Source organism: Natrinema sp. H-ect4 (assembly GCF_041894845.1).
In the GTDB taxonomy this organism is placed as follows: Archaea; Halobacteriota; Halobacteria; order Halobacteriales; family Natrialbaceae; genus Natrinema.
Window position 1 is genome coordinate 35,715 of sequence record NZ_JBHDYC010000008.1, and the last position, 24,572, is coordinate 60,286.

At 65.6% G+C, this 24,572-nt stretch carries 23 protein-coding genes and 1 pseudogene; 10 read left to right on the plus strand and 14 right to left on the minus strand.

What is annotated here, in order from left to right; all coding sequences use genetic code 11:
- Positions 1-214: 214 nt before the first annotated feature.
- Together ddh and ACEWFR_RS11600 are read right to left on the minus strand one after the other, a co-directional pair.
- On the minus strand, positions 215-1,144 hold the full coding sequence (ddh, locus tag ACEWFR_RS11595; RefSeq protein ID WP_374061174.1) for a D-2-hydroxyacid dehydrogenase: 930 nt from the start codon (positions 1,142-1,144) through the stop codon (positions 215-217).
- Positions 1,145-1,347: 203 nt separating this feature from the next.
- Positions 1,348-1,854: pseudogene (locus ACEWFR_RS11600) on the minus strand (CaiB/BaiF CoA transferase family protein); the annotation flags it as partial.
- Positions 1,855-2,149: 295 nt separating this feature from the next.
- Here ACEWFR_RS11600 and ACEWFR_RS11605 point away from each other — a divergent pair.
- Positions 2,150-2,929 (plus strand): HpcH/HpaI aldolase/citrate lyase family protein, encoded by a 780-nt coding sequence (locus ACEWFR_RS11605; RefSeq protein ID WP_374061175.1) that lies wholly within the window; start codon positions 2,150-2,152, stop codon positions 2,927-2,929.
- 134 nt (positions 2,930-3,063) lie between these two features.
- Here ACEWFR_RS11605 and ACEWFR_RS11610 read toward each other — a convergent pair whose 3' ends face one another.
- Positions 3,064-4,704 carry a thiamine pyrophosphate-binding protein gene (locus tag ACEWFR_RS11610; RefSeq protein WP_374061176.1) on the minus strand — a complete coding sequence of 547 codons (1,641 nt, stop codon included), beginning with the start codon at positions 4,702-4,704 and terminating at the stop codon, positions 3,064-3,066.
- A gap of 240 nt (positions 4,705-4,944) precedes the next feature.
- Between ACEWFR_RS11610 and ACEWFR_RS11615 the strand changes: the two genes are divergently transcribed.
- From ACEWFR_RS11615 to ACEWFR_RS11625, 3 genes are all read left to right on the plus strand, one after another.
- Entirely contained in the window at positions 4,945-5,319 is a 375-nt protein-coding gene (locus ACEWFR_RS11615) for a VOC family protein (protein ID WP_374061177.1), read from the plus strand.
- 16 nt (positions 5,320-5,335) lie between these two features.
- Positions 5,336-5,497 (plus strand): hypothetical protein, encoded by a 162-nt coding sequence (locus ACEWFR_RS11620; protein ID WP_374061178.1) that lies wholly within the window; start codon positions 5,336-5,338, stop codon positions 5,495-5,497.
- Between the two features lie 102 nt (positions 5,498-5,599).
- Positions 5,600-6,646, plus strand: coding sequence for a zinc-binding dehydrogenase (locus ACEWFR_RS11625; RefSeq protein ID WP_374061179.1), 1,047 nt, complete (start codon positions 5,600-5,602; stop codon positions 6,644-6,646).
- 36 nt (positions 6,647-6,682) lie between these two features.
- On the opposite strand, the gene ACEWFR_RS11630 is transcribed toward ACEWFR_RS11625, so the two are convergent.
- The 3 genes from ACEWFR_RS11630 to ACEWFR_RS11640 form a co-directional block, all read right to left on the minus strand.
- Entirely contained in the window at positions 6,683-7,447 is a 765-nt protein-coding gene (locus ACEWFR_RS11630; protein WP_374061180.1) for a CoA-transferase subunit beta, read from the minus strand.
- Between the two features lie 97 nt (positions 7,448-7,544).
- On the minus strand, positions 7,545-8,459 hold the full coding sequence (locus ACEWFR_RS11635) for a CoA transferase subunit A (RefSeq protein WP_374061181.1): 915 nt from the start codon (positions 8,457-8,459) through the stop codon (positions 7,545-7,547).
- Positions 8,460-8,812: 353 nt separating this feature from the next.
- Positions 8,813-9,979, minus strand: a complete 1,167-nt coding sequence (locus ACEWFR_RS11640; RefSeq protein ID WP_374061182.1) for an enolase C-terminal domain-like protein — start codon at positions 9,977-9,979, stop codon at positions 8,813-8,815.
- A 100-nt stretch (positions 9,980-10,079) separates the two neighbouring features.
- On the opposite strand from ACEWFR_RS11640, the gene ACEWFR_RS11645 reads away from it, so the two are divergent.
- Positions 10,080-11,054, plus strand: coding sequence for an LLM class flavin-dependent oxidoreductase (locus ACEWFR_RS11645; RefSeq protein WP_374061183.1), 975 nt, complete (start codon positions 10,080-10,082; stop codon positions 11,052-11,054).
- Positions 11,055-11,138: 84 nt separating this feature from the next.
- Positions 11,139-12,392, plus strand: a complete 1,254-nt coding sequence (locus tag ACEWFR_RS11650; RefSeq protein ID WP_374061184.1) for a nitrate/nitrite transporter — start codon at positions 11,139-11,141, stop codon at positions 12,390-12,392.
- A 64-nt stretch (positions 12,393-12,456) separates the two neighbouring features.
- On the opposite strand, the gene ACEWFR_RS11655 is transcribed toward ACEWFR_RS11650, so the two are convergent.
- The 4 genes from ACEWFR_RS11655 to ACEWFR_RS11670 form a co-directional block, all read right to left on the minus strand.
- Entirely contained in the window at positions 12,457-12,891 is a 435-nt protein-coding gene (locus ACEWFR_RS11655; protein WP_374061185.1) for a GNAT family N-acetyltransferase, read from the minus strand.
- Between the two features lie 242 nt (positions 12,892-13,133).
- On the minus strand, positions 13,134-14,138 hold the full coding sequence (locus tag ACEWFR_RS11660) for an ornithine cyclodeaminase family protein (protein WP_374061186.1): 1,005 nt from the start codon (positions 14,136-14,138) through the stop codon (positions 13,134-13,136).
- 284 nt (positions 14,139-14,422) lie between these two features.
- Entirely contained in the window at positions 14,423-15,655 is a 1,233-nt protein-coding gene (locus tag ACEWFR_RS11665) for a mandelate racemase/muconate lactonizing enzyme family protein (RefSeq protein WP_374061187.1), read from the minus strand.
- Positions 15,656-15,775: 120 nt separating this feature from the next.
- A complete protein-coding gene (locus tag ACEWFR_RS11670; RefSeq protein WP_374061188.1) occupies positions 15,776-17,170 on the minus strand; it encodes an FAD-binding oxidoreductase in 1,395 nt (464 codons plus the stop codon).
- Between the two features lie 90 nt (positions 17,171-17,260).
- Between ACEWFR_RS11670 and ACEWFR_RS11675 the strand changes: the two genes are divergently transcribed.
- Positions 17,261-17,443: a hypothetical protein gene (locus tag ACEWFR_RS11675; RefSeq protein WP_374061189.1), complete on the plus strand. Its 183-nt coding sequence runs from the start codon at positions 17,261-17,263 to the stop codon at positions 17,441-17,443.
- 176 nt (positions 17,444-17,619) lie between these two features.
- On the opposite strand, the gene ACEWFR_RS11680 is transcribed toward ACEWFR_RS11675, so the two are convergent.
- Entirely contained in the window at positions 17,620-18,465 is an 846-nt protein-coding gene (locus tag ACEWFR_RS11680) for a 3-keto-5-aminohexanoate cleavage protein (protein ID WP_374061190.1), read from the minus strand.
- A gap of 61 nt (positions 18,466-18,526) precedes the next feature.
- Here ACEWFR_RS11680 and ACEWFR_RS11685 point away from each other — a divergent pair, with 61 nt between their 5' ends.
- Positions 18,527-19,543: a 3-hydroxyacyl-CoA dehydrogenase family protein gene (locus ACEWFR_RS11685; RefSeq protein ID WP_374061191.1), complete on the plus strand. Its 1,017-nt coding sequence runs from the start codon at positions 18,527-18,529 to the stop codon at positions 19,541-19,543.
- Between the two features lie 87 nt (positions 19,544-19,630).
- Positions 19,631-20,068 (plus strand): universal stress protein, encoded by a 438-nt coding sequence (locus ACEWFR_RS11690; protein WP_374061192.1) that lies wholly within the window; start codon positions 19,631-19,633, stop codon positions 20,066-20,068.
- Between the two features lie 126 nt (positions 20,069-20,194).
- Here the strand turns inward: ACEWFR_RS11690 and ACEWFR_RS11695 are convergent, their stop codons facing one another.
- Both ACEWFR_RS11695 and ACEWFR_RS11700 read right to left on the minus strand, forming a co-directional pair.
- Positions 20,195-20,380, minus strand: coding sequence for a hypothetical protein (locus ACEWFR_RS11695; RefSeq protein WP_374061193.1), 186 nt, complete (start codon positions 20,378-20,380; stop codon positions 20,195-20,197).
- Positions 20,381-20,424: 44 nt separating this feature from the next.
- On the minus strand, positions 20,425-22,050 hold the full coding sequence (locus ACEWFR_RS11700) for a gamma-glutamyltransferase family protein (protein WP_374061194.1): 1,626 nt from the start codon (positions 22,048-22,050) through the stop codon (positions 20,425-20,427).
- Positions 22,051-22,167: 117 nt separating this feature from the next.
- Here ACEWFR_RS11700 and ACEWFR_RS11705 point away from each other — a divergent pair, with 117 nt between their 5' ends.
- Positions 22,168-22,959 carry an SDR family oxidoreductase gene (locus tag ACEWFR_RS11705; protein WP_374061195.1) on the plus strand — a complete coding sequence of 264 codons (792 nt, stop codon included), beginning with the start codon at positions 22,168-22,170 and terminating at the stop codon, positions 22,957-22,959.
- Between the two features lie 117 nt (positions 22,960-23,076).
- Here the strand turns inward: ACEWFR_RS11705 and ACEWFR_RS11710 are convergent, their stop codons facing one another.
- Positions 23,077-24,471 (minus strand): M20/M25/M40 family metallo-hydrolase, encoded by a 1,395-nt coding sequence (locus ACEWFR_RS11710; RefSeq protein WP_374061196.1) that lies wholly within the window; start codon positions 24,469-24,471, stop codon positions 23,077-23,079.
- Positions 24,472-24,572: the final 101 nt, after the last annotated feature.

Here is a 24,572-nt window from a genome sequence, read left to right on the forward strand (position 1 = left end):
ACTTGTGGTCAATGAACATAAGCACGCTTGGTCTGCTGCCACGTTGTGGCAGCGCCGAAACGACTGAGGGTACCGAGTATGCGTACTCAGTACCGCTGCTCCTCGGAAAGCTCGAAGTCTATCGGTGAGGTGCTATCGATCGTATTCGGGCTAACCGTTCCCCCGCCTCGCTCGGCTCCGATCTGACGGCCCGTCATCGGTCGTCGGTTCCGCGTCACACGACTCGATTGGTCAGTTCTCCGCCCGCCTCGAGTCGCTCGACGTTCCTGCGGACGATGTCGCCCACGTCGCGGTGGTAGTCACGGGTGTACGCCGCGGCGTGCGGCGTGACGATTACCTCGTCCATGGTCCACAGCGGCGACTCCCGGGGGAGCGGTTCAGTCTCGAAGACGTCGAGCGCGGCGCCCCGGATGGCTCCACTTTCGAGGGCGTCGATCAGCGCCGACTCATCGGCGATTGCGCCGCGAGCGACGTTGACGAAGTACGCGTCCGACCGCATCGTTTCGAACTCGGCCGCGCCGAAGAGTTCGCGAGTATCCTCGGTCAGGGGAACGGCGGCGACCACGAACGTCGCGTCGGCGATCGCCTCGTGGAGCGCATCGGTCGCGTCGATCTCATCGAACCCCGGGACGGGGTCGTCGGACCGGCGGACGCCGGTCACCCGGACACCGAGCGGTCCCACGACGTCGGCGATGCCCCGGCCGAGCGTTCCCGTCCCGACGACGCAGGCAGTGGTTCCGGGCAGGGTGAACGCCTCGTCCCACGCCGGGCGCTCCCAGCGCCGCTCCGTCGCGCTCGCGATCTGGTCGTGAAGCCGACGGGCGAACGCGAGCAGATAGCCCGCGACGTTCTCACCGACCGTCCGGCCGTGGATGCCGGTGCTGTTAGTGAGCGCGACCCCCGCATCTGCAAGGGCCTCGAGCGGGAAGCGGTCGACGCCCGCCTGTGTCGAGTGGATCCAGTCGATCTCGAGCAGTGCGTCGAAGTAGTTGCGCGTGACGACCGCGTCGCAGTCCGCAATCCCCGCTTCATCCACGACAGTGACTTCGACCGGTAGATCGGAGAGGTACCCCGCGAGTTCAGACGGCGGAAAGATGGCCTCGACGGACTCCTGAATGCCGAGTCGCTCGATATTGGCTGTCATTATCACACACATGACCGGTCCGGACATCAAGATTCGGTTTCGACCGCACCGAGCAGAGAAATACGGCTCGAGCCGTCGCTGCTTCGCTCCTGTCCCGCCGACGTCCGCGGAACGGGGTTCGGGATCCGCCGATCGATCGGGTTCACGCTCGGTGCGACGAGTCCGGTTCTGTTCGGTGCTGCGGCCGACCGCGGCTTCTTCGACGAGGCGTTCGCACCCGTGCCGCAGTCGATGAGGCTCGCCCAGATACGGACCGGCGGGCGGTCGCGATAGCCGGTGATCGCCATCAGCCCGGAGACCGCCTGAATACAGGGATCGTAGCCGGGATAGGACCGGTACGGGCCGGTTCGGCCGAACCCCGACAGCGAGCAGTAGATCACGTCCTCGTTTCGCGTCCGAACCGACTCGTAGTCGAGATCGTACTTCTCGAGAACGCCGGGCCGGAAGCTTTCGACGATCACGTCGGCCTCGTCCACGAGTTCGGTGACGATCGAATGTCCGGCTTCGGTATTCATGTCGACACAGAGGCTCTGTTTGCCGTGATTGAAGGGTGCAAAAATGTTCCCGTTCATGATGTGACGGAAGTTGTCGCCCGATGGCGGTTCGACCTTCAGCACGGTCGCACCCATTTCTCCGAGCAGTTGCGTACAAACCGGGCCGGCGACCGACTGCGTGAGGTCGACGACGGTGAGATCGTCTAACGGCTTCATACTATCCACCATGTCACAGTCCGAGAAATGAATTTGGGAAATATTACCATGCGTGACGTATATGCAGAGCAAGTATCGGCGTGAATGCGACGAACCGATCGGCCGATCAAGGGCCAGTCGTCCGTTTTCGGCGTGTGCGTATCCGACCCACACCTTTTTGCCGCCCCCATCGAAACGACGAATCGATGGCACAAACTGCCGACGCGAGCGATCGGACCGTCCGTCGACGGACGGTGGCCCAACGAACGAGCGCGACGACGCTGTCAGGTCGTCCACTCGAGACGAGGCGGTTGCGATGACGGGCGGCGACTTCAGGGAACGGTTCCTCGAGGGCGACGCGCTCGGGACGTGGATCTCGATCGGACACCCGGCGATCGTCGAGGCGGCGGCGAGAGCGGGGTTCGACTTCGTTCTCATCGACGGCGAACACACCGAGATGAGCCTCGAGACCGTTGCCGATCTCGCTCGCGCGGCCGCCGCCGCGCCCGGCGAGCTCGCCGTGATCGTCCGGCCCGCGTGGAACGATCCGGTGCGGATCAAGCGGATCCTCGACATCGGCGTCGACGGGATCATGGTTCCGATGATCGACACGCCGGACGCGGCCGAAGAGCTGGTGCGGGCCACGCGGTACCCGCCCGACGGCGAGCGGGGAGTCGCGTCGGGGCGGGCGGCCGGCTACGGGCAGAACTTCGTCGACTACGTCGCAGAGGGGCACCGATCGCTACTCACGATCGCACAGATCGAGACGCCGACCGGCGTCGAACACGCGGCCGAGATCGCGGCGACCGACGGCATCGATGCGCTGTTTGTCGGTCCCGCGGACCTCTCGGCGTCGCTCGGCGTCTTCGCGGAGTGGAACGCGCCCGAACTCGACGAAGCGATGGCCGACGTTATCGACGCCGGCGCGGCCGCCGACGCGCCAGTCGGAACGCTCACCGTCCGCGAATCGGACGTCGCGGACCGCGTCGAGCGAGGGTTCGATTATCAGATCGCCGGCAAGGACATGACGACGCTCATCGAAACCGGCGAGCGGATCCGCGAGACGTACGAGGGGAGCGTCTCGAGCCGAGAGTAGGTTACCTGACAGTGAGACTGTAGTCGAACGACAGGAGGATGACGGGGGGATGATCGGAGGGCGACAGGAATGAGGCTCGTTTTCTGCGAATTGTGACACCTCCCGACTGCTCGAGTCGGGACGCACTGTCGGTATCAGTTCATCCAGACGCCGGACTGGGGTTCGTAGGGATCGGTCGGAATCTCGACGAGCGTCGGGCCGTCGCTCGCGATGGCGTCGGCCACGGTCGACTCGATCTCGTCCGGTGTTTCCGCCCGCTCGACCTCGAGACCGAGCCCCTCGGCGACGGTGGTGTAGGAAACCGGCGTTTCCTCCCAGCCGTACTCGCCCTCGTCCATCCGGTAGCTCCGACCGGCCTCTTCGCTGATGATCGCGTAGTCGCTGTTGTTGAGGACGACGACCGTCACGTCAATCTCCTCGTCTGCCAGCGTGTGCAATTCGTGAAGACACATCAACAACCCGCCGTCACCGGTGAGTGCCACGACATCCTGTTCGGGGTTCGCGACTTTCGCCCCGATAGCTGAGGGGACTCCCGATCCCATCGTCGCCCACGACCCCGGATTGACATAATCGCGGGGCTCGTAGGTGGGAAACATCACGAGCGTCCACAGCCGGAAGCCGCCCGCGTCGACGGCGACGACCGCGTCGCGCGGCGTTCCCGCCCGAATCGCGTCCAGCGCCTTGACGGACGTCAGCGGCGCCTCGGTCACTGCCCGCAGTTCCTCAAGGCGCTCGTCGACCGCGTCCCGCGTCTTCCGCACCCGCTCGCTGCCGTTTCCGCCGGCGATCGATCGGTCCGCCAGTTCGCCGTCGAGCGCCTCGAGCGTCCGGGCCGCGTCGGCGACGATGCCGACCGCCGGCTCGTAACCGGTGCCGATGTCGTCGGCGCCGAGGGTCACGTGGACGAGGTCGTCGGGGATCTCGATCGACCAGCCGTGCATGGAGACCGCGTCGAAGTCGGTGCCGACGCCGAGCGCGGCGTCGGCATCGGCGATCAGTTCCTTGACGGCTGTTCCGGTCCCGCCACAGAGGACGCCGCCCATGAGTTCGTGGTCGTCGGGGAAGACGGCCTTCCCCTTGTACGTGAGAACGACCGGGGCCTCGAGCCGTTCGGCGACCGCTCGCAGTTCGTCGCTCGCCTCAGACGCCCGAACGCCGCCGCCGGCGACGATGATCGGCTTCGACGCGTCCGCGAGGAGGTCCGCCGCGGCGGCGACTTTGCCCTCGGGAACGCCGCTGAAGGTTTGTCGCTCGATATCACCCCGTTCGGCGAGCGAGACATCCATCTTGAGGAAGTTCTTCGGAATCCCGATCCGGACGGGACCGTTCGGCGCCGTTTGCGCGGCGTCGATCGCTCGCTGGAGTTCGGCGACGGTGCTCTCCGGTGTCTCGACGGTGATGTTCTCCTTGACGACATTGTCGTACGTGTCGGGCGGCGTCTCGTGTATCCCGTCGCCGCCGCGGATCTCCGGCTCGGTCTCCACGGCGATGTGCAGAAGCGGCGTACAGTCGTTCAGCGCGTTCTTTAGCCCGTTCATCGCGTTCATATCTCCTGGTCCCGGAATGACCACCGTCGCGGCCATGCCGCCGCTGGTCTCGGCATATCCCCACGCCTGGTGTGAGACCGCGGTTTCGTGGCGAGCCATCACGAACTGAATGTCGTCGCGTTCGCTGATAGACTCGTTCAGCGGGAGCGATTGCTTGCCTGGGATACCGAACAAGGTGTCGATATCGTTCTCAGTCAGGCAATCGATAATCGCCTCGTTGACCTTCATAGCAGTAATGAGAGGGAAGACAGTGTAAAGGTCTCGGATCATTCGACCGTGAAACCGGGGCCGTTCGTCGACCCGAACAGTAACTCTGCGGCTGGGACGCGTCCTTCGGTGTTCTCGCAGTCATCGCGGTCCTCGTTCTCGGTGCGCTGGCCGGAACCCGACTCCTCGATATCGGTCTCTGATCGCCATCGACGCGACGACGACGGTATGTTTTTATATAGTGGATTGGTGGTAGTTGACATGGATGTCCTGCACACGGCCATCTGGGTCGACAACATCGAGGCGCAACTGGACTTTTACTGCGACGGACTCGGTCTCGAGCGCACGCGAGAGTTCGATCTCGACGGCGTGACGAACACGTACGTCGCCGGGGAGAGTACTGCGGAGATTCAGTTCAAACACGACGGGACGGAACGGGACCCGAAGCCGGCCGGGATCGATCATCTCGCCGTCGGGATCGACGACATCGACGGTACCGTCGACGACCTCGTGGAGCACTACGGCAGTGAGGTGGTCGAAGGACCCCGAACCGTCGACGAGAAGGACATCCGGCTCGCGTTCGTGACGGCCCCCGAAGGCTACGTCGTCGAACTCATCGAAACGCTCGAGGACTGACGATCGGTGTCTCACGATGAGTAACGATCGAACGGGTCCCTTCGGACGGCTACTCGAGGCCGAACGCCAGTTTCACGAACTGATGCCGGGCAAAGACATCTACAGCAAACTGCTCTTCCGGACGCTGTTCTGGTTCGGACTCTTCAGCGTCCTGTACACGGTCATCTCCGGACTTTGACATCCTCCCCGCGCTAAAGGGCGAGGCTTTCGCCTCGAATTTTCCGTAAGCCGCCCGCAGTCCGACGTGAGCTATATGTCCGTCCCGCGCGTCGCCCTAGACGTGACATCGAACGCCACCGCGCGGATGACGGCGCTCCTGAAAACGCGCGCCGAGCCGGGGATGACGCTCGAGACCGTCCCGGTCCCCGAGCCGGGGCCGGGCGAGGTTCGGATCCGGGTCGAGTCGGTCGGCATCGACGGCGGGGCGGAGGCCCTCATCTACGACTGGCACGAGAGTAAGCACCACTACGCCGACGACTTGCCACAGCTGTTCGGCCACGAGTTCGCCGGGACGGTCGACGAGATCGGCCACGGTGTCGACGGTGTCTCGACGGGCGAACGCGTCGCGGTGGAACCGATCGTCGGCTGCGGTCACTGCCGGTACTGTCGGTCGGGCTCGTTTGCGATCTGTCCGGATCGGTACATCCTCGGCCTCGATACGGCGGTCGACGGTGCGCTCGCGGAGTACGTCGTCGTTCCCCGGGAGACGATCTACCCGATCGGCTCGCTACGCGCCGATGTGGGCGTCTTCCTCGAACTTCTCGGGTTAGCTGTCCACGGGATCGAACGATCGAGCTTCGAACCCGGCGATAGCGTCGCGATTGCCGGCCCCGGCCCGGTCGGCATCGGCGCGCTCGTCGTGGCGGTCGCCGGCGGCGCGAGTTCGGTCACCGTCGTCGGAACGGACGCCGACCGCGGGGACCGACTCCCGCTCGCCCGGGAACTCGGCGCGACTCGCGCGGTCACGGCCGAAGCTGTCGCCGACGGGCTCGAGACGGCGGTCGACGTCTTCGTCGAGGCCTCCGGCCACCCCGACGCGCTGTCGCTCGCGTCGTCGGCGACCCGCCGGGGCGGCGAAATCGTCCAGATCGGTATCTTCCACGGCGCGGAGGCGGTGCCGGTCGAACTCACGAACCTTGTTCGGCGCGAGGTCTCGCTCGTGCCGGTCTACGGCCGGCGTGACTCGAGCTGGCGGCGAGCGATCGCGATCGCCGAGGGAGTCGATCTCTCGCCGGCACTCGGGCCCGCGTTCCCCCTCGAGGAGTTCGATGACGCCTTCGACGCGGCGCGGAACCGCGAGGGGATCAAGATCACGCTGCACCCGTGAGACTCGCGGCGAATCGAGGCGGGTCGAGAGCGATGGTCACTCGGTCTGTTCGGTGTACATCTCGTCCGGGTCGAGATCTTCGCGGATCAGTCGAAGTTCCTCCGCCTCGGGCTCCGGCGTCGTTCCCAGATCGTCGGCGAATGCGATCTCCCACCCGGTTTCCTCTCGTACCTCCTCGCGCGTCGCATCGGGGTGGAGCGCGTCGACGTACATCTCGCCGCGCTCGTCGAACCGGCAGACGGCGAGGTCCGTAATGACTGCCTCCGGACCGCCCGAAAGTCCGAGTTCCGCTCGTCCCTCACGGCCGTCGACGTAGCCCGGACTCGTGATGAAGTCGACTTCTTCGGGAAACCGTCGCTCTGAGTGGGGCGTGACCACCAGCGTTCGGTCGACGTGACAGGCAATCTCGCAGGCACCGCCGCTGCCCGGCAGTCGAACGTCCGGGTCGTCGTAGTCGCCGATGACCGTCGAGTTGATGTTGCCGTTCTTGTCGATCTGTGCGCCGCCGAGGAAGCCCACGTCGAGGCGGCCAGCCTGCAGTTGGTAATTGAAGTTGTTCCGCATCGGCTCGATCGAGACCGCCCCAGACGCCAGCACCGGATCGCCGATGGACAGCGGCGGCGACGACGGATCGGAGCCGATCGTGCCTGACTCGTAGACCATCTGCAGCTCCGGCGCGTGCGTGCGTTTGGCCACGTTACACGCCAGGTTCGGCTTGCCGATCCCGACGAGAACCGAGTCGTCGTTCTCGAGTTCCCTCGCGGCTGCGACCACCATCAGTTCGCTTTTCGTGTAGTTCATTGGATTGCCTCCGTGGATTCGTTCGATCGATCGGCTCTGCCGTTCTCGCCAGCGCTCGAGCGGCGGGGCGTCGTCCGTCCGCTCCACGGTCGATCGATCATCGGTACGCCCCCATGTCGACGGGCGTCGCGTACGAGCGATCCGGCTGCAGGTCGAGCAGCCGGTCGACGCCGAGCTTTTCGACGTACTCGCGGCGGTCGTCGACGCCGTAGACCCACTCGTCGAGCCACGCCTCGACGCGGTCGACGTCGCTCGCGATCTCGCTCCATTCGATGTACGCCTCGTTGTCCCGCCCGTAGTAGCCCTGCGCGTACGACGGATGTGACCCGTAGGGGTCGTGGACGACGTGGTCGACGTCGTCGCTCGTAATGACCGTCCGGTTCGGGTCGCTGCGGATCGTTTCCTCGGAGCAGCGCTCTTCCACCGAGAGGATTACTGTATCGGCGGCCAGCCCAGCGATCTTCACCTCCCCCTGGATTCCCCAGAGGTGTGCGTTGCCCGACTCGTCGGCCCGCTGGGCCCGAATAACTGCCACGTCCGGCTCGATCGGCGCGACGGCGTAAACGTAGTCGTCGTCGAACGGACTCTCCATGCGAGCGATATTGTCGTTGTGCTTGGGCAGGTCCGAGCCGATAAAGCCCCGAAGCGGGGCGAAGGGCAGGTTGGATGCGCCCGCGTCGAGGGCGGCGATCAGTCCGAAGTGCGTGTACTCCTCGAGTTCGAGTTCGGTCGGAATCCCGTCCTCGGCCGCCCGGCGGAACGCCGGGAGGCTGCCCACACCGGGGTTGCCGGCCCACGAGAACGTCGCCTTTCGCGCACAGCCGGCGGCGATCAGCTGATCGTAGACCAGATCCGGCGTGGCCCTGATCAACTCGAGATCGCGTTTTTCCTGTCTGATGATCTCGTGTCCCGCGGCGAACGGGATAAGATGGGTGAACCCTGCGAGATAGACACTATCACCGTCGGAGACGCTGTCGCTGACGGCGTCGTGCATGGACGTGAGTTTGCTCATAGCTGTGCTGAACTACGAAATGAATGGCGAAATTCGCACATAAGAATTGCCTTTGAGGCACTTCGATGCGGGATCGACACGCGAGTCTCTCCGTCGGGGGAGCGGATCTGGTGCCGTACATTGATATCGGATACCGCGATACCAGGTTACATGATCTACTCAGCCCCGAGCAGGAGCCGCTCGTCTCGTCGCTGGAAGACATCGCGGACCGCGAGTTCGCCGAGCGGGCGTTCGACTGGGACGGCGAACCGCCGTGGGAGAATGGCGAAACGCGTTGTGGACCTCGGGGCGATCGATCGGTATCGTCGCGATACCGCCGTCCGTCTCGTCTCGGATGTCTTCGGTCATGCTGATCACTCGTAGGTTCGCCGTCCGATCTCTCTCGCTTCGATTTCGTCCCAGTCGTACTCGACGCCGAGTCCCGGTCCGTCCGGCACCTGCACGCGGCCGTCTGCGTCAACGGTGTCCAGCATGTCCGAGTAGTCGTCCGCGTACACCGGCGGCTGCGTATTCGGACAGATCGGGTGGACGAGCGCCACTTCGTAGTAGTTGCTGTTGCGCGTCGCGGCGAGGCAGTGGCGCTGTGCCGGCCCCGGTGCGTGGTACTCCACGTCGAGGCCGAACCCTTCTGCCATGTGGGCGATTTTCATCGCGCCGGTGATCCCGCCGTCGTACTCCGGGTCTGCCCGGACGAAATCGGTCGACTCCGTCGCCACGAAGTCCGTGTGGGGCTCGAGGCCGCGAACGTGCTCGGTCTGGAGGATCGGCGTGTCGAGCATCTCGCGGAGCTTCCGGTGGGAGTGCTGGGAGACACCACCGTCGCGGTAGGGATCCTCGTACCAGAGGAAGTCGGCCTCGTCGCAGGCCGTTCCGATCTTCAGCGCGTCGGCGAAGGTGGCCGGGTTGCAGGCCGGATCGAGCATCAGGTCCATCTCGTCGCCGACGCGACGGCCGACCTCGCGGACGACCGCGGCCGTCTCCTCGGGGTCCGTCCAGTCGCCACCCCAGTCGTGAATCTTGAACCCCTGGTACCCCATTTCGAGACAGTCCTCGGCGAAGTCGGCGTACGCGTCGGGCGAGTCGAGGCCGCCGTTCCGGTCGCCCTGATAGGTCGACGCATAGGCGGGGAAGGTGTCGCGATAGCTGCCGAGCAGTTCGTGGATCGGCGCGTTGCGGTACTTCCCGGCGAAGTCCCAGAGCGCGATGTCGATCGCCCCCATTCCCATCCAATCGTACTTCCGCAGGGCGCGCTTGAAGGCGCTCCAGTGGCGCTCGCGCTCGAGGGGGTTCTTCCCGATCAGGTAGTCCGCGATCATGTTGAGTTGGGCGGCGCCGGGCGAGTTGCCGCCGACGTACTCGCCGGTGGTGCCCTCGTCGGTGTGTACTCGTAGCGCGAACAGTTTCCGTTCGGTCGTCGAATCGGGGTCGTAGACGATGCTGAACCCGTTCGGCGCGTAGCCGACCTCCGGGAGGTCGTAGCCGAACTCGATCGACTCGATGCGCGTGATCGTTGGTGCCATCGGTACGCTATCACATAGCTAACGAGTTCCAAATGCGTTTGCATCGCGGCCACTCGCTGCTCGAGCAAAGGGTTACCACGGTCCGTCGAAAAGGGATGGTATGGTATCACACGGATTCGTGTTGCCGACCCGCGGCGTCGTACTGTCGGCTGATGACTCGCTCGAGCAGGCCGCTCGCGTCCAGTCTGAGGTGATCGGGCTCGCCCGGCGAGCCGAAGCGCTCGGCTTCGACGGCGTCTGGGCTGGTGACAGCGTGCTGGCGAAGCCGCGGCTCGAGCCGCTCTCGACGCTCGCCGCAGTGGCGGGCGCGACGGAGTCGGTCACTCTCGGGACGGCGGTCTACCTGCCCCAACTCCGCAATCCGGTCCACGTCGCCCACCAGACGGCGACGGTCGATCAGGTCAGCGGCGGCCGCCTCGCGCTCGGCGTCGGTGTCGGCGTCGGCGAGGGGGTCGAGAACGAACACGACCAGCTCGACGTTCCCTACGAGCAACGGGGGGCGTTGCTCGACGAGGGGCTCGAGATCCTCGCGGGACTCTGGGACGACGAGCCCGTCTCCGTCGACGGCGAGTTCTTCGAACTGACGGACGCCGACATCGGGATCCGCCCCTGCGGGAGTCCGCCGCCGGTCTTCGTTGCGTCCGCGACCTTCGATCCGAGGGACGGCTTCCCGCCACGGATTCGGGACCGCATCGCCGATCGTGGCGACGGCTGGCTGCCGATCGGGATGTCATCCGAGATGTACGAGGGCGGGATCGAGCGGGCCCGCGAGATCGTCGACGACGCCGGCCGCGACGCCGCTGGCTTCGACGCCGCCTACTATCAGGACGTGGTGATCGCAGAGACCGAAGCCGAGGCGATCGATCAGGCGCGGGACTTCCTCGACCGGTACTACCCCTCCTGGGGCGAGCTGAGCGACGACGACATCAAGCGCCGCGGGGCGTTCGGCCCGCCATCGGTCGTCGCGGACCACCTCGAGCGCTACGCCGACGCCGGCGTGGAGAGATTCGTCACGCGATTTACGGCGCCCGACCAGCGCGAGCAGTTACAGCGGTTCGCGGATATCGTCGGCTGAGACGCATCGTCTCGAGGGACCGGCGAACCGTCTCCGAGCCAGCGAAATTCGAATCTTTATGGCCCCCGGATCTGATTTGCCGGTATGGGTGCGACGGAGAGTCGGTTGGGAGCCGCCGGTCGGGTACTGATCGCCGAACGAGCGTTCGTCGGCTGTCTCCTCGGAACGTGGCTGCTGACCGCAGCGGCTCACTACTACGTGATGGCACCCGCGAGCGTCCTCTCGCGGGTCGCCGACGATCTTGCGGTGACACCGGCCGTGGCGGTCTGGATCGTGAGTGCGGTCCCGGGGACGTGGGCGCTCACGAACTTCGCGCTCGGCGTCTGGATCGACAGACTAGGGGAGTATCGCGTGATCGTCGTCGGAACCGCGGTGCTCATCGCAGCGGGGGGCTGGAGTTGGTGGGCCGGTCGTCGAGGAACGTTCTATCCCTTGCTGGCGTCGCGATTGCTAGCGGGCGTCGCGGTGGGCGTGATCTGGACGGCGTCGACGAACCTCATCGGGGGCGCCGTCTCCGGTGCCAATCGAGGGACTGCGATCGGGGTCTACGTCACGAGCGCGCCGGCCGGATTCGCGCTCGGGCAACTCTTCGGGCCGATCGTCACGGCGCGAGCCGGCTGGCCGGCGAATTTTCTCGTGATGAGCGTCGTCGCCGGCCTCGTGATCGGCGTGATTTCCCTGTCGGTCCGCCGCCTCGAGATCGATCCCGTGACGAACACCGCATCGATGCGGTCGAATTTCACGTCGGTGCTGAGCCATCGAGTCGTGTGGTACGGCTCCGCGATGGCGTTCGCCGCCTACTCCTACTACCTCTTCATGAACAGCTGGATGCCCACGTATCTCGGGAACGAGTTCGCCCTCTCGGCGGGGCTCAGCGGGCTTCTGACGGCGGCGTTCCCGGCTATGGGCGTGCTGTCCCGGGCCGGCGGCGGTCTCATCTCGGATCGGCTCCTCGGTCAGCGTCGCGTTCCCCTGCTTCAGGCGTCGTTTCTCGTTTCGGTGCCGCTGGTCGTCCTCATCGGGTGGACTCGGCACCTCGCCGTCATCGTCGCGGCGCTGGTCGCCGCCGGCTTCGTCATTCAGCTCACGTTCGGCGTCGTTTACAGCTACGTCCAGGAAGTCGTCGAGACGAGTATCTCGGGCACGGCGCTGGCGTTCGTCACGTCGGCGGGCATTTCGGGGGCGTTCTCGGCACCCCTGATTACCGGGGCGCTCATCGACTGGACCGGCGGCTACCTGGCCGCCTTCGCCTACGCGACCGCGCTGACCGTACTCGGACTCCTCCTCTCGAGCGTGGCTCCCGAGTCTCCTGCGGCCGACCGCTCGCAGTCCCGCTGATCCGGTGTCGCTGGTAGACGGCCGCTGAGAGGGGTGATTCCCGATTCCCGGGCAAACGGCTCCCTCAGGACAGGTGATTGACGAACGAGGTGCAGTACTCCTCGTACCCCATCTTCTCCGTGTAGAATCGGTGGGCGTCCTCGCGCCACTGTCCCGACTCGAGTTCGACCGCGTCACAGTCGTTCTCCGCGGCCCACTCGTGAACGAACGAGAGGAGCCGTTCGCCGTGCCCCTTCGACCGCTCGTCTTCGTCGGTCACGAGGTCGTAGACGTAGACGTGTCGACCGAGGTAGAAGTTCGTCGCGATCTTCACGCCGGCGACCGCCACCGGTTCGCCGTCGACGTAGCGCGCGAACAGTCGGTACCCCTCCTCCCGCATCTCCTCGAACAGGGCGAGAAACGACTCGACGTCGAGGTGATCGCGGAGTTGAACGAGGACCGGGAACGCCGCCCGGCGCTCGCTTTCCGTCGTTACTTCCCGAATGTCGGCTGATGACATACACCGCTATGGGGAACGACGGCTAATCAAACCGCGGGTTAGGCGGGGGTGTACTGCTCCGTATCGCGGCTCGAGGGATCGCTGGCCACGAATCGTCCGGATCGTTGCAGCGCTGGCGAGGGACGAGACGTGTCCCAGCGATATCGACGAGTCGGAAATCGCGGTTCCGGTGTTCGTCCCCGAGGACGGCTGACGGGCCGCTCCGAGTCGATCGGAGACGCGAGGAGTGGCTGGGGACTTTCCTACGGGAGTCGACCGGTCAGCGCCTCGCTTGCGGGTGCGATGGGGAACTCCGTCCCGAGTCCGTCCGCGCGCGCTTTTTCGTAGAGCATGTAGGCGGCTGCGACCGTCTCGATACCCGTTCCGCCGCTGTCGAAGACCGTGATCTCGTCGTCGCCCGTCCGCCCGGGCTCGGTCCCCGCCACGACCTCGCCGAGTTCGGCGTGGACGTGGTCCTCGTCGACGACGCCTGCCTCGAGGGCCGCCAGAAACGAGCCCGCGTCCTGCGTGACGCGGTCGCGGAGGTCGGGAACGTACGTCGATCGCTCGATGGTCGTCGTATCGAGTTCGCGCCGACCGGGCGTGTACTGCCCCATCGCCGTCACGTGCGCGCCGGGCTCGAGGTCCTCGCCGTCGAAGACCGGATCGGCCGCCTTCGTCGCCGTGATCACGATATCCGCGCCCGAGAGGGCGGCCGCGCTCGAGTCGACGGGACCAACGGACGCCTCGAGGTGGTCGTCGAACTCCGCGGCGAACGTCTCCCGGTTTTCGGGCGTCGGCGAGAAGACGCGGACCTGCTCGAGATCGCGGACGGTCGCCGTTGCGTGGAGCTGGCCCCGCGCCTGCGCGCCGCTGCCGATGACGGCGAGCGTGCTCGCGTCCGCTCGCGCCAGTGCGTCGACGGCGACCGCACCGGTCGCCCCGGTCTTGAACGGGTTCATGCTCGCGCCGTCGATGAGCGCGAGGGGCTCGCCGCTCTCTGCGTCGAACAGCGGCGTCACGAACCACGCGTTCGGACCTGAAAAGCCGGACGAGTACGTATAGCCTCCCATCGCACCCGTCTCGGGCAGGATCGTCGAGTAGTTCGTCAGCTTCCCGTCAGGGTTCTCCCGGCGGAACGTCTGCCGCGGCAGGGCCGGTGCGCCCTCGCCGCGCTGGCGGTAGCCGTCGCGGACGACCTCGACGTATTCGGCGGGCGTTGCGAGACCCTCGACTTCGGCACTGGTCAGGAACAGTGTGTCTGTCATACTCCGTGTTACACACGCGAGGTAGAAAAAGACGGCCGATCCGATGGCAGTCGTGCATAGCGAGGAACGGCTCCCACTGTCTCGCCGGTTGGGCACGCGTCACTCTGTCTGGAGTACCCGGTTCTCTTTCAGTTTGTTCAGTCGGTAGTGGATCGACGACTTCGAGCGGTCGAGTTCGTCGGCGCAACTGATCTCCGCGATATCCGATCGACACGTCCCGTTCGAGCAGAGACGGATTCGGCGGTGGGAGAGAGATCAGTAACCGACAGCTACTCCGTTCGAAGCTACTCCGTTCGATGTTCCGCGACGACATCCCAGTCGAGTTCGATCCCGAGCCCCGGTTCATCGGGAACCTCGATATACCCGTCCTGAATGAGTGGTTCGTCGGCGGCAACGAGGTCGTCCCACCACGGCACGTCGCGGGCGTGGAACTCGAGCGCGAGGAAGTTCGGGACCGTCGCGCCCACGTGGACGCCGGCCATCGTCGCGACGGGGCTCCCGATGTTGTGGGGACTCATCGTCTGGTAGTAGGTGTCGGCCAATTCGGCGATCTTCTTGGTCTCCGCGATGCCGCCAGTCTTCGGGATATCGGGTGCGACGAACGAGACGGCTTCCTCCTCGACGAGATCGCGGAAGCCGTGTCGGCCGTAGCGGTTCTCCCCGGTGAGCAGCGGCTGTTCGATGCTCCGATTGAGCGTCGCCAACGCGTCGGCGTTCTCCGGTGGGAGCGGATCCTCGATCCACGCGAGGTCGTATGGCTCGAGGGCTTTACACAGCTTTTCGACCGCCTCGACGCTGAAGTTCCAGTGGAGGTCGACCGCGACCTCCGCCTCGTCCCCGACTTCCTCGGTCACGGCCTCGACCAGCCCGCGCTTGTGCTCGATCTCCGGACGGTCGAAGTGGCGCGCGAGCGTATCGATGTCCCGGCCCGACGGCACGTCGAGGTCGAACTTGATGATCTCGTAGCCGTCGTCGACCGCCGCTCGAGCGGCGCGGGCGTAGGCGTCGGCCTCGTAGGTCTCGTCGGGCTGGTCGTTGAGCGCCGACTCGACCATCCCCTCGCCGGCGTGGCAGTCCGCGTACATTCGGACCTCCTCGCGGGTCTTGCCGCCGAGGAGCTGGTAGACCGGCTGCTCAAGGATCTTACCGGCGGCGTCCCAGAGCGCGAGTTCGATGCCGCTGATCGCGATCGTCCCGATCCCCTGCTGGGAGCCCCGTCCCGAGAGACTCTCCCGCATGAGGTGATACAGCCGCTCGACGTCGAGCGGGTTCTCGCCGACGAGGACGGGTTCGAAGTAGTCCGTGATTACCTCGTGGACGCCCGGCGAGGGGTAGGCTTCGCCGATTCCCGTCACGCCGGCGTCCGTCTCGAGGCGGACGATCGTCCACGGAAAATTACCGTCGACGACGATCGTCGACAGTCCGGTGATCTCGGGCGTCTCCGTCGAACGAGCCGGCGTTTCGCCGAAGTCAGGCCAGATGCTGGACGCTAACCGCGCCGCGAAGTCGGAATACATGGTATCATATCTCACTTTTCGGAGTCGTCATATTAACTTATGGGCGAGACGAGAGCGCGGTCCGCTTCGAACGGAGTTCGTCGCGTGGAGGAACTGGGTCTGAGACTGTGAACCGATATGCTACGCGTCGGGGAGTACCTTCCCGGGATTCAGGATTCCGTTCGGATCGAACGTCTCCTTGACCGATCGCATGAGATCGAGTGCCTGGCCGTGCTCCTCGGCCATGAACTGCCGCTTTCCGATGCCGACACCGTGTTCACCGGTCGAGGTGCCGCCGAGCGCGATGGCCTTCCGGACGACGCGCTCGTTCAACTCGTGTGCCCGTTCGACCATCTCCTCGTCGTCGGGATCGACCAGCGACGTGAAGTGGAGGTTCCCGTCCCCGGCGTGGCCGACGCAGGACGTCAACAGGTCCAGTTCTTCGCTGACCCGCGAGACTTCCTCGACGATGTCGGGGTAGCGCGAGATCGGTACGACCACGTCACCGACCAGCGCGACCTCCCACCCCTCTCGATAGCTTTGCGTCGCCGGGTACTTGTCGCGCCGGGCCTGCCAGATATCGTCAAGGTTCTCCTCGCCTGCCGCCTCCCAGGAGAGCATCCCGTGATCCTCGCAGATCGCCTTTGCGAACGCGAGGTCCTCCTCGATCCCGCTGTTGTTCGCGTGCAACTCGATGATCAGCGTCGGTCGCTCCTCGAAGGAAACGTCGTCGTGGTACGCGTTCAACATCTTGACCGCCGTGGTGTCGATGAACTCGATCGCACCGGGAACCAGCGCCGAACCGATCGCGTCCGCGACGGCCCCGGACGCGTCGACGCGCGAGGGAAACGTCACCAGCGCCGCCCGCCGGTACTCGGGGATCCCCACGAGACCGAGCGTCACCTCGGTGACGACGCCGAGGGTGCCCTCGCTCCCGACGAAGAGATCCTTCAGACTGTAGCCCGCGGATGTCTTGACGACGCCCCTCCCGCAGTCGACGACGCGCCCGTCGGCGGTGACCACCTCGAGCCGGCGGACGTGGTCGCGCGTCTCGCCGTAGCGGACCGCGTTGAAGCCGCTCGCGTTCGTCGCGACCATCCCGCCGATCGTCGCCACGTCGCCACTCGAGATGCCGGGCGCAAACCGCAGCCCGTGGGAGGCCAGTCGCTCGTTCAGGTCGTCGTAGACAACCCCCGCGCCGACGGTCACCTGCATGTCGCCCGGCGAAACTTCGATGCCATCGATCTCGGCCGTGCTGAGGACGATGCCGCCGGCGGTCGGGATGGCGTTGCCCTCGAGACCCGAGCCGCCCGAGCGTGGCGTAACCGGTACCCCGCGGTCGTTCGCGGCCGCGAGGACAGTGGCGACCTCGTCGGTCGATACCGGCCAGACGACGGCGTCCGGAACGCGTCCGGCGTGTGGACTTTCGTCTGACGCGTACTGTTCGCGAACGCTCGTTCCGTGGGCGACGCGTCCGTCGGTGACCGCATCGTCGAGAAACGTGCAGTCGTAGCTCGAGTCGGGCTCTTGGTCCATGGTACCGCATTGGACGCGAACTGGATAAGTTCTCTCTCCGATTCCCACCCCACCAGTAGCTATTCGTAGATCGGGCGTCTGGGAGAAGACATGACCTGTCCGTACCTGTCGTACCGTCGATCGGCCGGCGACCAGGAGTTCGAAACGGAACGTGCCTACTGTGACGTCGTCGAAGAGTTCGTCTCGCCGATGCGTGCAGACGTCTGCAACGACCGCCACGAGTTGAACCACGAGCGAGACTGCGAGTTCTACCGCGACGCCGAATCCGAGTGAGCGGCGGTCGACGCCGGCGACCCCCATCCTCAGTCCGAACTATAGTAGTCGTTGAAAGTCATTGCACTCCCGCTCGCGAATCAGCGGCCAGCACGAACGGTGCTGGCCGCTCGAGTGCAAGCGGTGAGTAAATCGTTTCAACGACTACTATAGCGATCGCCACGCCGGATCCGCGATCACCGGGTCGGAATCTCGAGCAGTTCGCGGGCCTCCGCAGGCGTCGCGAGTCCCCGGTCGAGTTCATCGGCGATGCGAACCGTTCGCTCGACGAGTTGGGCATTGCTCTCGGCGGGTTCGCCCCGGCGGTAGTAGAGGTTGTCCTCCATGCCGATGCGAACGTGGCCACCCATCACGATCCCCATCGTCGTCAGCGGGAGCTGATGGGGACCGATCGCGAGCACGTTGAAGATCGAGTTCTCCGGGAGGTTGTTCACCATGTTGACCATGTTCTCCGGCGTCGGCGGCGTCAGCGTCCCCGGCCCGAAGATGATGTTGATGTAGTACGGTTCCTCGAGCAGTCCCTTGTCGATGAGGCGGTGGACCTCGTTCATGTGGCCGTTGTTGAACACCTCCATCTCCGGTTTGATCCCCTTCTCTTGCATCTCCGCGGCCAGCGTATCGATCATGTGACGCGTGTTCTCCGAGGTGATGTGCTGATACCGGTTCATCGGCCCCATATCGAGCGACGCCATCTCCGGCAGCGGATCGGTCCGAATCCCCTCGGCTCGCTGCTCGAGCGGGATTCCCGTCCCACCGGTCGTGTTCTGGATGATGATATCGTCACAGCGGTCGCGAACGGCATCGTTGATCTCCTGGAGGCGACCCGCGTCGCGCTCGCCGTGTTCGTCCCGGCCGTGCAGGTGAACGATCGCCGCGCCGAGTTTCTCGCACTCCCGTGCCGCCTCGGCGATCTCGTCGGGCTGTTCCGGCAGGTTCGGGTTCGCCTCTTTTCCCTGCACGCCGCCCGTCGTCGGGACGGTCAGGATCAGCTTCCCGCCCTCGAGGTAGGTCTGGTAACTCATCTACCGTCTTCCAAACGGGCCACCACGAAAGCGTTAATGGACGTCCCAGAGACGGTCCACCATGGACGACCAGCCGTCAAAGGATCGGGAGATAGCGTCCTGTCCCGCGATCATCGGTGCCGGAACGATGGGACGGAACATCGCCGTGGCCAGCGCGGTCGGCGGCCGGTCCGTCACACTGTTCGACGTCGACGAGGACGCGCTGGCGGACGCGAAGAACGAGATCCGATCGACCGTCGGGACAGTCGTCGACCGCGGTATGGGGGACACGACTGACGTCTCGGCCGTCCGCGATCGCGTCACGTACGCGACCGAACTGCCAGCTGCAGTCGGGAACGCGCCCCTGATCATCGAAGCGGTGACCGAGGACCGCGAGGTGAAAGCGGCCGTCTACGAGGAGATCGAACGCCACGCGGCGTCCGATGCGACGATCGCGACGAACACGTCCTCGCTGTCGATCACGGAACTCGCGTCGACGCTTGACCGTCCCGAGCGGTTCTGCGGAACCCACTGGTTTCACCCGGCCCACATCGTGCCGGTCGTCGAGGTCGTCTACGGCGAGCACACCGCCGACGAAACCGTCGACGCCGCTGCGGGCTTCCTCGAGTCAATCGGCAAGGATCCCGTCGTCGTCGAGCAGGACGTGCCGGGATTCATCGCAAACCGGATCCAGTCGGCGATGGCCCGCGAGGCGTGGGCACTGCTCGATGCCGGCGTCGCCAGCGCCGAGGACATCGACCGTGCGGTCAAGGGGACGTTCGGCTTCCGGCTCCCGACGCTCGGCGTCCTCGAGAAGGGCGATCACTCGGGGCTCGACGTTCACCACACGGTCCTCACCGAGTTGCTCGACGAGATCGACTCGCGACCGGAGCCGCCGGCCGTGCTCACGGAACTCGTCGATGAGGGTCGCGTTGGCCGCAAGGCTGGCCGTGGCGTCTACGACTGGACGGCGACGGACCGCGACGAGGTGACCGCCGAGCGCGACCAGCGTCTCCTCGATCAACTCGAGGTCTATCGAGCCGCGAGCGACCCGCCCGAGACGGCCGACGGTTCCGAGTCGTCGACCCGCGATCCGTGATGCCGCGATCGCGGCGCCACAGCCGCCGACGCTTCCGGCGCTGCGAGTACGATTATATGGCTGGGTCCCCAATTATAGGGAGAGTCTATGTACCACATCGTCATCCCGATCGACAAAGACGGGACGCGATCGGCGGCCGCTGTACAGTTCGTCTCCGATCTCGGCGACGAGTCGGGCCTCGGCGTCGACTTCGACGAACTCTCCGTCACGGTCGTGAACGTGTTTAAGGAATTTCAGGCGATCGACGACGGCGGAAACGTCGACTCCGAGGATCTCTACGACGAAAGCGAGTTTCCCGACTCGATCGAACGCATCCGGGAGCAGTTCGCCGAGGCGGGTATCGAGGTGGACCTCGTTCGCCGGCACGGCGACCCCGGCGACGAGATCGCCGAGTACGCCGAGGAGGTCGACGCCGATACCATCGTGATCCCGGGTCGGAAGCGGTCGCCGGTCGGGAAGGCGGTGTTCGGAAGCGTCACTCAGGACGTTATTCTCAACGCGGATCAGCCAGTCACGATCGTCTAGCGGCGACGCCGGAACGAGGGACGCCGAAACCGGCAGGACCGACGCTGATCGGACCGAAACTGGTCAGGCCGAAATAGGTCGCGCCGGAGCGCCGGCGATCCGCCCCTCACAGCCAGCGGGCCGAAGTCAGACGATGTCGTTCTCGCGAAGCCGCTCGCGCTCGGCCTCGTCGTACCCGAGTTCCGCCAGCACCTCGTCGGTGTGTTCACCGAGGCGCGGCGGTGGCCCCTCCGCATCGGTCTCGAGCGAACTGAAGGTGACTGGGTTGGCCGGCGATTTGAACGTCCCGAGATCACCCGCTACTGGTTGCATACTCCTGAAACCCTTGAGTGGCGGAAGGATACAGATTATGGTGGTTAGAACCCGATCGCAGTCCCGTCCTTTCGCGGATCGGTTCCGCCAGAGAGCACGCCGTCGGCGGTGCGCGCGATCTGGCCGCCGCCGAAGTGCGGCGGCGGCATGACGCGAACGTCGTGGCCGCGTCGGGCGAGTTTCGTCAGCACCGAGCCGTCGAAGCGCCCTTCGACGGCCAACTGGCCATTCGTCTGGTAGCGCCAGCGCGGGAAGTCAAGCGCCTCCTGAATCGACATCCCGTCGTCGAGGAGGTTCATCAGTACCTGGAGGTGGCCCTGCGGTTGCATGTAGCCGCCCATGACGCCGAACGCGGCCCAGTCGTCCTCGTCGAACCGCGCGAGGCCGGGGATAAGCGTATGGAACGGTCGCTTTCCGGGCTCGAGGCGGTTCGGATGCTCGGGGTCGAGAGAGAACGAACTACCTCGATTCTGCAGGGCGATGCCGGTGTCGCCGGCGACGACGCCGCTGCCGAAGTCCTTGAACCGAGAGTTGATGTAGGAGACGACGTTTCCCGCCTCGTCGGCGATCGTCAGCAACACGGTGTCGGCGTCTTCGGCGCGGCCGTTCGGAACGCCGACCGCAACGTCGTCCGTGGCGTTCGAACCGATCTCCGCGGCGCGGTCGCTCGCGTAGGACTTCGACGCGAGCGTCGGAACGTCCGCGAACTCGGGATCGGTGACGTGGTGGAGACCGTCGGTCAGGGCGCGCTTGGTCGCCTCGGCGGCGAGATGGATCCGTTCGGGAGAGTCGGGTGGATGCTCGCCCGCCTCGAGTGCCTCGGCGACGTTGAGCGCCTCGAGGGCGACGAGCCCCTGATTGTTCGGCGGGAGTTCGTAGATCTCCGCGCCGCCGTAGGTCGTGCTGACGGGATCGACGAACTCCGGCTCGAACGACGCGAGGTCGTCGTGCGAGAGGAACCCGCCGCGCGACTGGACCTCGGAGACTATCTCGTCCGCGATATCGCCCTCGTAGACGACGTCAGCACCCCCGTCAGCGATACGCTGCATCGTCTCGCCGAGCTGGGGGAGGCGGACGCGCTCGCCAACGGTCGGTGCGCGACCGTCAGGGAGGTACGCCGCCCGCGCATCGTCCCCGCGCAGAACGTCGGCCGCCTCGGCCCACTGCTGGGCGATGATCTCCGAGACGGGGAACCCCTCGGTCGCGTACTCGATCGCCGACTCGAGCGCGCGCTCGAGGCTCAGTTCGCCGAGTTCCTCGATGGTCCGCTCCCAGCCGCGAGCCGTTCCGGGGACGGTCACCGTCAGCGGGCCGTATTCGGGCATCGTCGCGTCGTTGGGATCGACGTCCGCGTCGTCGGCGACCCGCCGGCGAACGTCGTCGAGCGTCGCCGACGACGGTGCGCCCCCGCAGCTTCGAAGCGCGCCGATCTCGCCGTCGGCGGTTCGATAGAGCGCGAACACGTCCCCGCCGAGGCCGGTCGAGGTCGGTTCGACGACGTTTAACGCCGCGGCGGTCGAAACCGCCGCGTCGAACGCGTTTCCGCCGTCCCGCAACGTTGCGACACCGGCCGCCGCAGCGAGGGGCTGGCTCGTGGCGACGACGCCGCGGGTGGCGTACATCGTCGATCGCCGAGAGGTGAACTGGTCGAGGTCTGGCGTCGTGTCCATGCGAATGGATTGTCGGGTCTGGACTAAAGCGTTGGTATGCCACCGTACAGCACCGAATCAGCGCGGCTACCGCAGTAGATATGTGTGTGTGTGTGTGGGTAGTGATACCACATCACTATGGACTTGCAACTAGACGGTGACGCGGCACTCGTCACGGCATCGAGTAGCGGTCTCGGGAAAGCCTCGGCAAAAGCACTTGCACGAGAGGGTGCAAACGTCGTACTCAACGGCCGCGACGAGGACCGGCTCGAGGCGGCCCGCGAGGAGATTTCGGCGGTCGCCGACGGCCGCGTCGTCGCGCAGCCGGGCGATCTGACCGACCCGGACGATATTTCGGCCCTCGTCTCGAGGACGGTCGACGAGTTCGGCGGGATCGATCACCTCGTGACGTCCGCGGGCGGCCCCGCGAGCGGCCCGTTCCTCGAGACGACCGACGAGGACTGGTACCACGCATACGACCTGCTCGTCATGAGCGTCGTGCGGCTGGTCCGTGAAGCGGCCGACGAATTGCGCGCGGGCGACGGGGGCAACGTCGTCCACATCACCTCCCGGAGCGTGAAGGAAGCCATCGACTCGCTCGTCCTCTCGAACTCGGTTCGAATGGGCGTCATCGGCCTCGAAAAGACCCTCTCGCGTGAACTCGCGCCGGAGGTACGCTTCAACAGCGTGCTTCCCGGCCCGATCGAGACCGAGCGGATCAGCGACCTGATCGAACAGTCCGTCGAGCGCGGGGAGTTCGACTCCTACGAGGAGGGACTCGAGGCGAAGGGGAGCGCGAACCCGCTGGGGCGGATCGGCCGACCGATGGAGCTCGGGAATACGGTCGCGTTCCTCTGCTCGCCGGAATCGGCGTATATCAACGGGATCACGGTTCCCATCGACGGGGGGCTCGGTCGATCGAACATCTGAGGGGTCGACGGTCGACCGCGAGGCTCGAACTCGTCCGACGATCGTTTTCGCACGTCCACCGGAGTACGCTCCGACCCCGAACTACGCTTTGAACCCGGAGTACGCTCCGACCCCGGATCACTCGAGATCCGCGTCGGACAGCTCCTCGAGCAGCGCGACGGTCGTTCGAGCGCCCGCGCGGAAACACGCGAGCGCAATGTTCTCGTCGGGGGCGTGATTGTTCTCGTCAGCATTGGCGTACGGAACGACCAGACACGGGACGTCGAGGGTGTCGGCAAAAACGTACGTCGGCACCGAGCCGCCGAGCGAGGGCTTGAGAATGGGATCGACGTTCCACCCCTCCCGGACGGCTCGCAGCGCCGGTTCGACGACCGGACTGTCCGCCGACGTCCGCTGGGGGGCCATCGCCGCGACGCGCGAGAGCGTCACGTCGATGCCCGCTGGTGCTCGCTCCTCGACGTGGCGCGAGAGGGAGTCAAAGACGTCATCGGGATCCTGATCGGCAACCAGGCGGAAGTCGATCTTCGCCCGAGCGCGCGACGGTAACACGGTCTTCATGCCCTCGCCGTCGTAGCCGGCGTCCAACCCGGCGACGTTCAGATTCGGGCGACAGAGCAACCGTTCGACGTACTCGTCGTCCGTGTCCGTCGCGAGCGCGGAGAGTCCGAGATCGGCTTTCACCGCCTCCTCGTCGACCGGGATCGCCTCGAGTATCTCTCGGTCGCGATCGGTCAGCGGACGCACGTCGTCGTGAAACCCCTCGAGCGCGATTTGGCCGGTTTCGTCCCGGAGGGACGCGAGCAGTTCGACGACCGCGGTCGCGGGGTTGGGGACCGGGCCACCGAAATTTCCCGAATGGAGATCCCGGTTTGCACCCGTCGCTTCGATATCGACGTAGAGCAATCCGCGCGAGCCGAGCAACACGTGCGGGCGTCCCGATTCGTCGATCGGCCCGTCCGCCACGAACGCGACGTCCGCGTCGAGTTCATCGCGTCGGTCGCGCACGAGCCACTCGAGGTGTTCGCTCCCGCTTTCCTCTTCGCCTTCGATAAGCAGTATCACATCGGTCGGTACGCCCGTAGTCTCACGGAGCGCGCGAACCGCACAGAGGTGCGCGAACCACTGTCCCTTGTTGTCCCCGGCACCGCGCGCGTAGAGGCGCGCCTCGCCGTCGGGCCCGTCGCGCAGGGTCGGTTCGAACGGCGGCGATTCCCATTCCGTGGCGGTTGCCGGCTGGACATCGTAGTGACCGTAGAGCAACACGGTTGATTCGTCCTCGCTCGCTTCTCCATCGGCGAACGCGTGGGCGATGATGGTCGGTCGTCCCGGCGTCTCGACGATCTCCGCTTCGTCGAACCCGTACTCGAGGCAGGATTGCCGGACCAGTGTCGCGCAGTCGTCGATCCCCTCGCCGGTCGCACTGATCGACGGCTGGGCGAGCAACGAGCGCAGGTCATCGAGGACGGCTTCGTCGTGACGCTCGAGGAACGCGGACGGCGTTTCGATCGTCATTGGACGGCCCTCCATCGAGATGAAAGCGGTTCAGCGAGCGCGCGCAAATTCCGTGTCATACTCACCCATATATACCACGCTATGAAAGAAAGCTCTAGGGC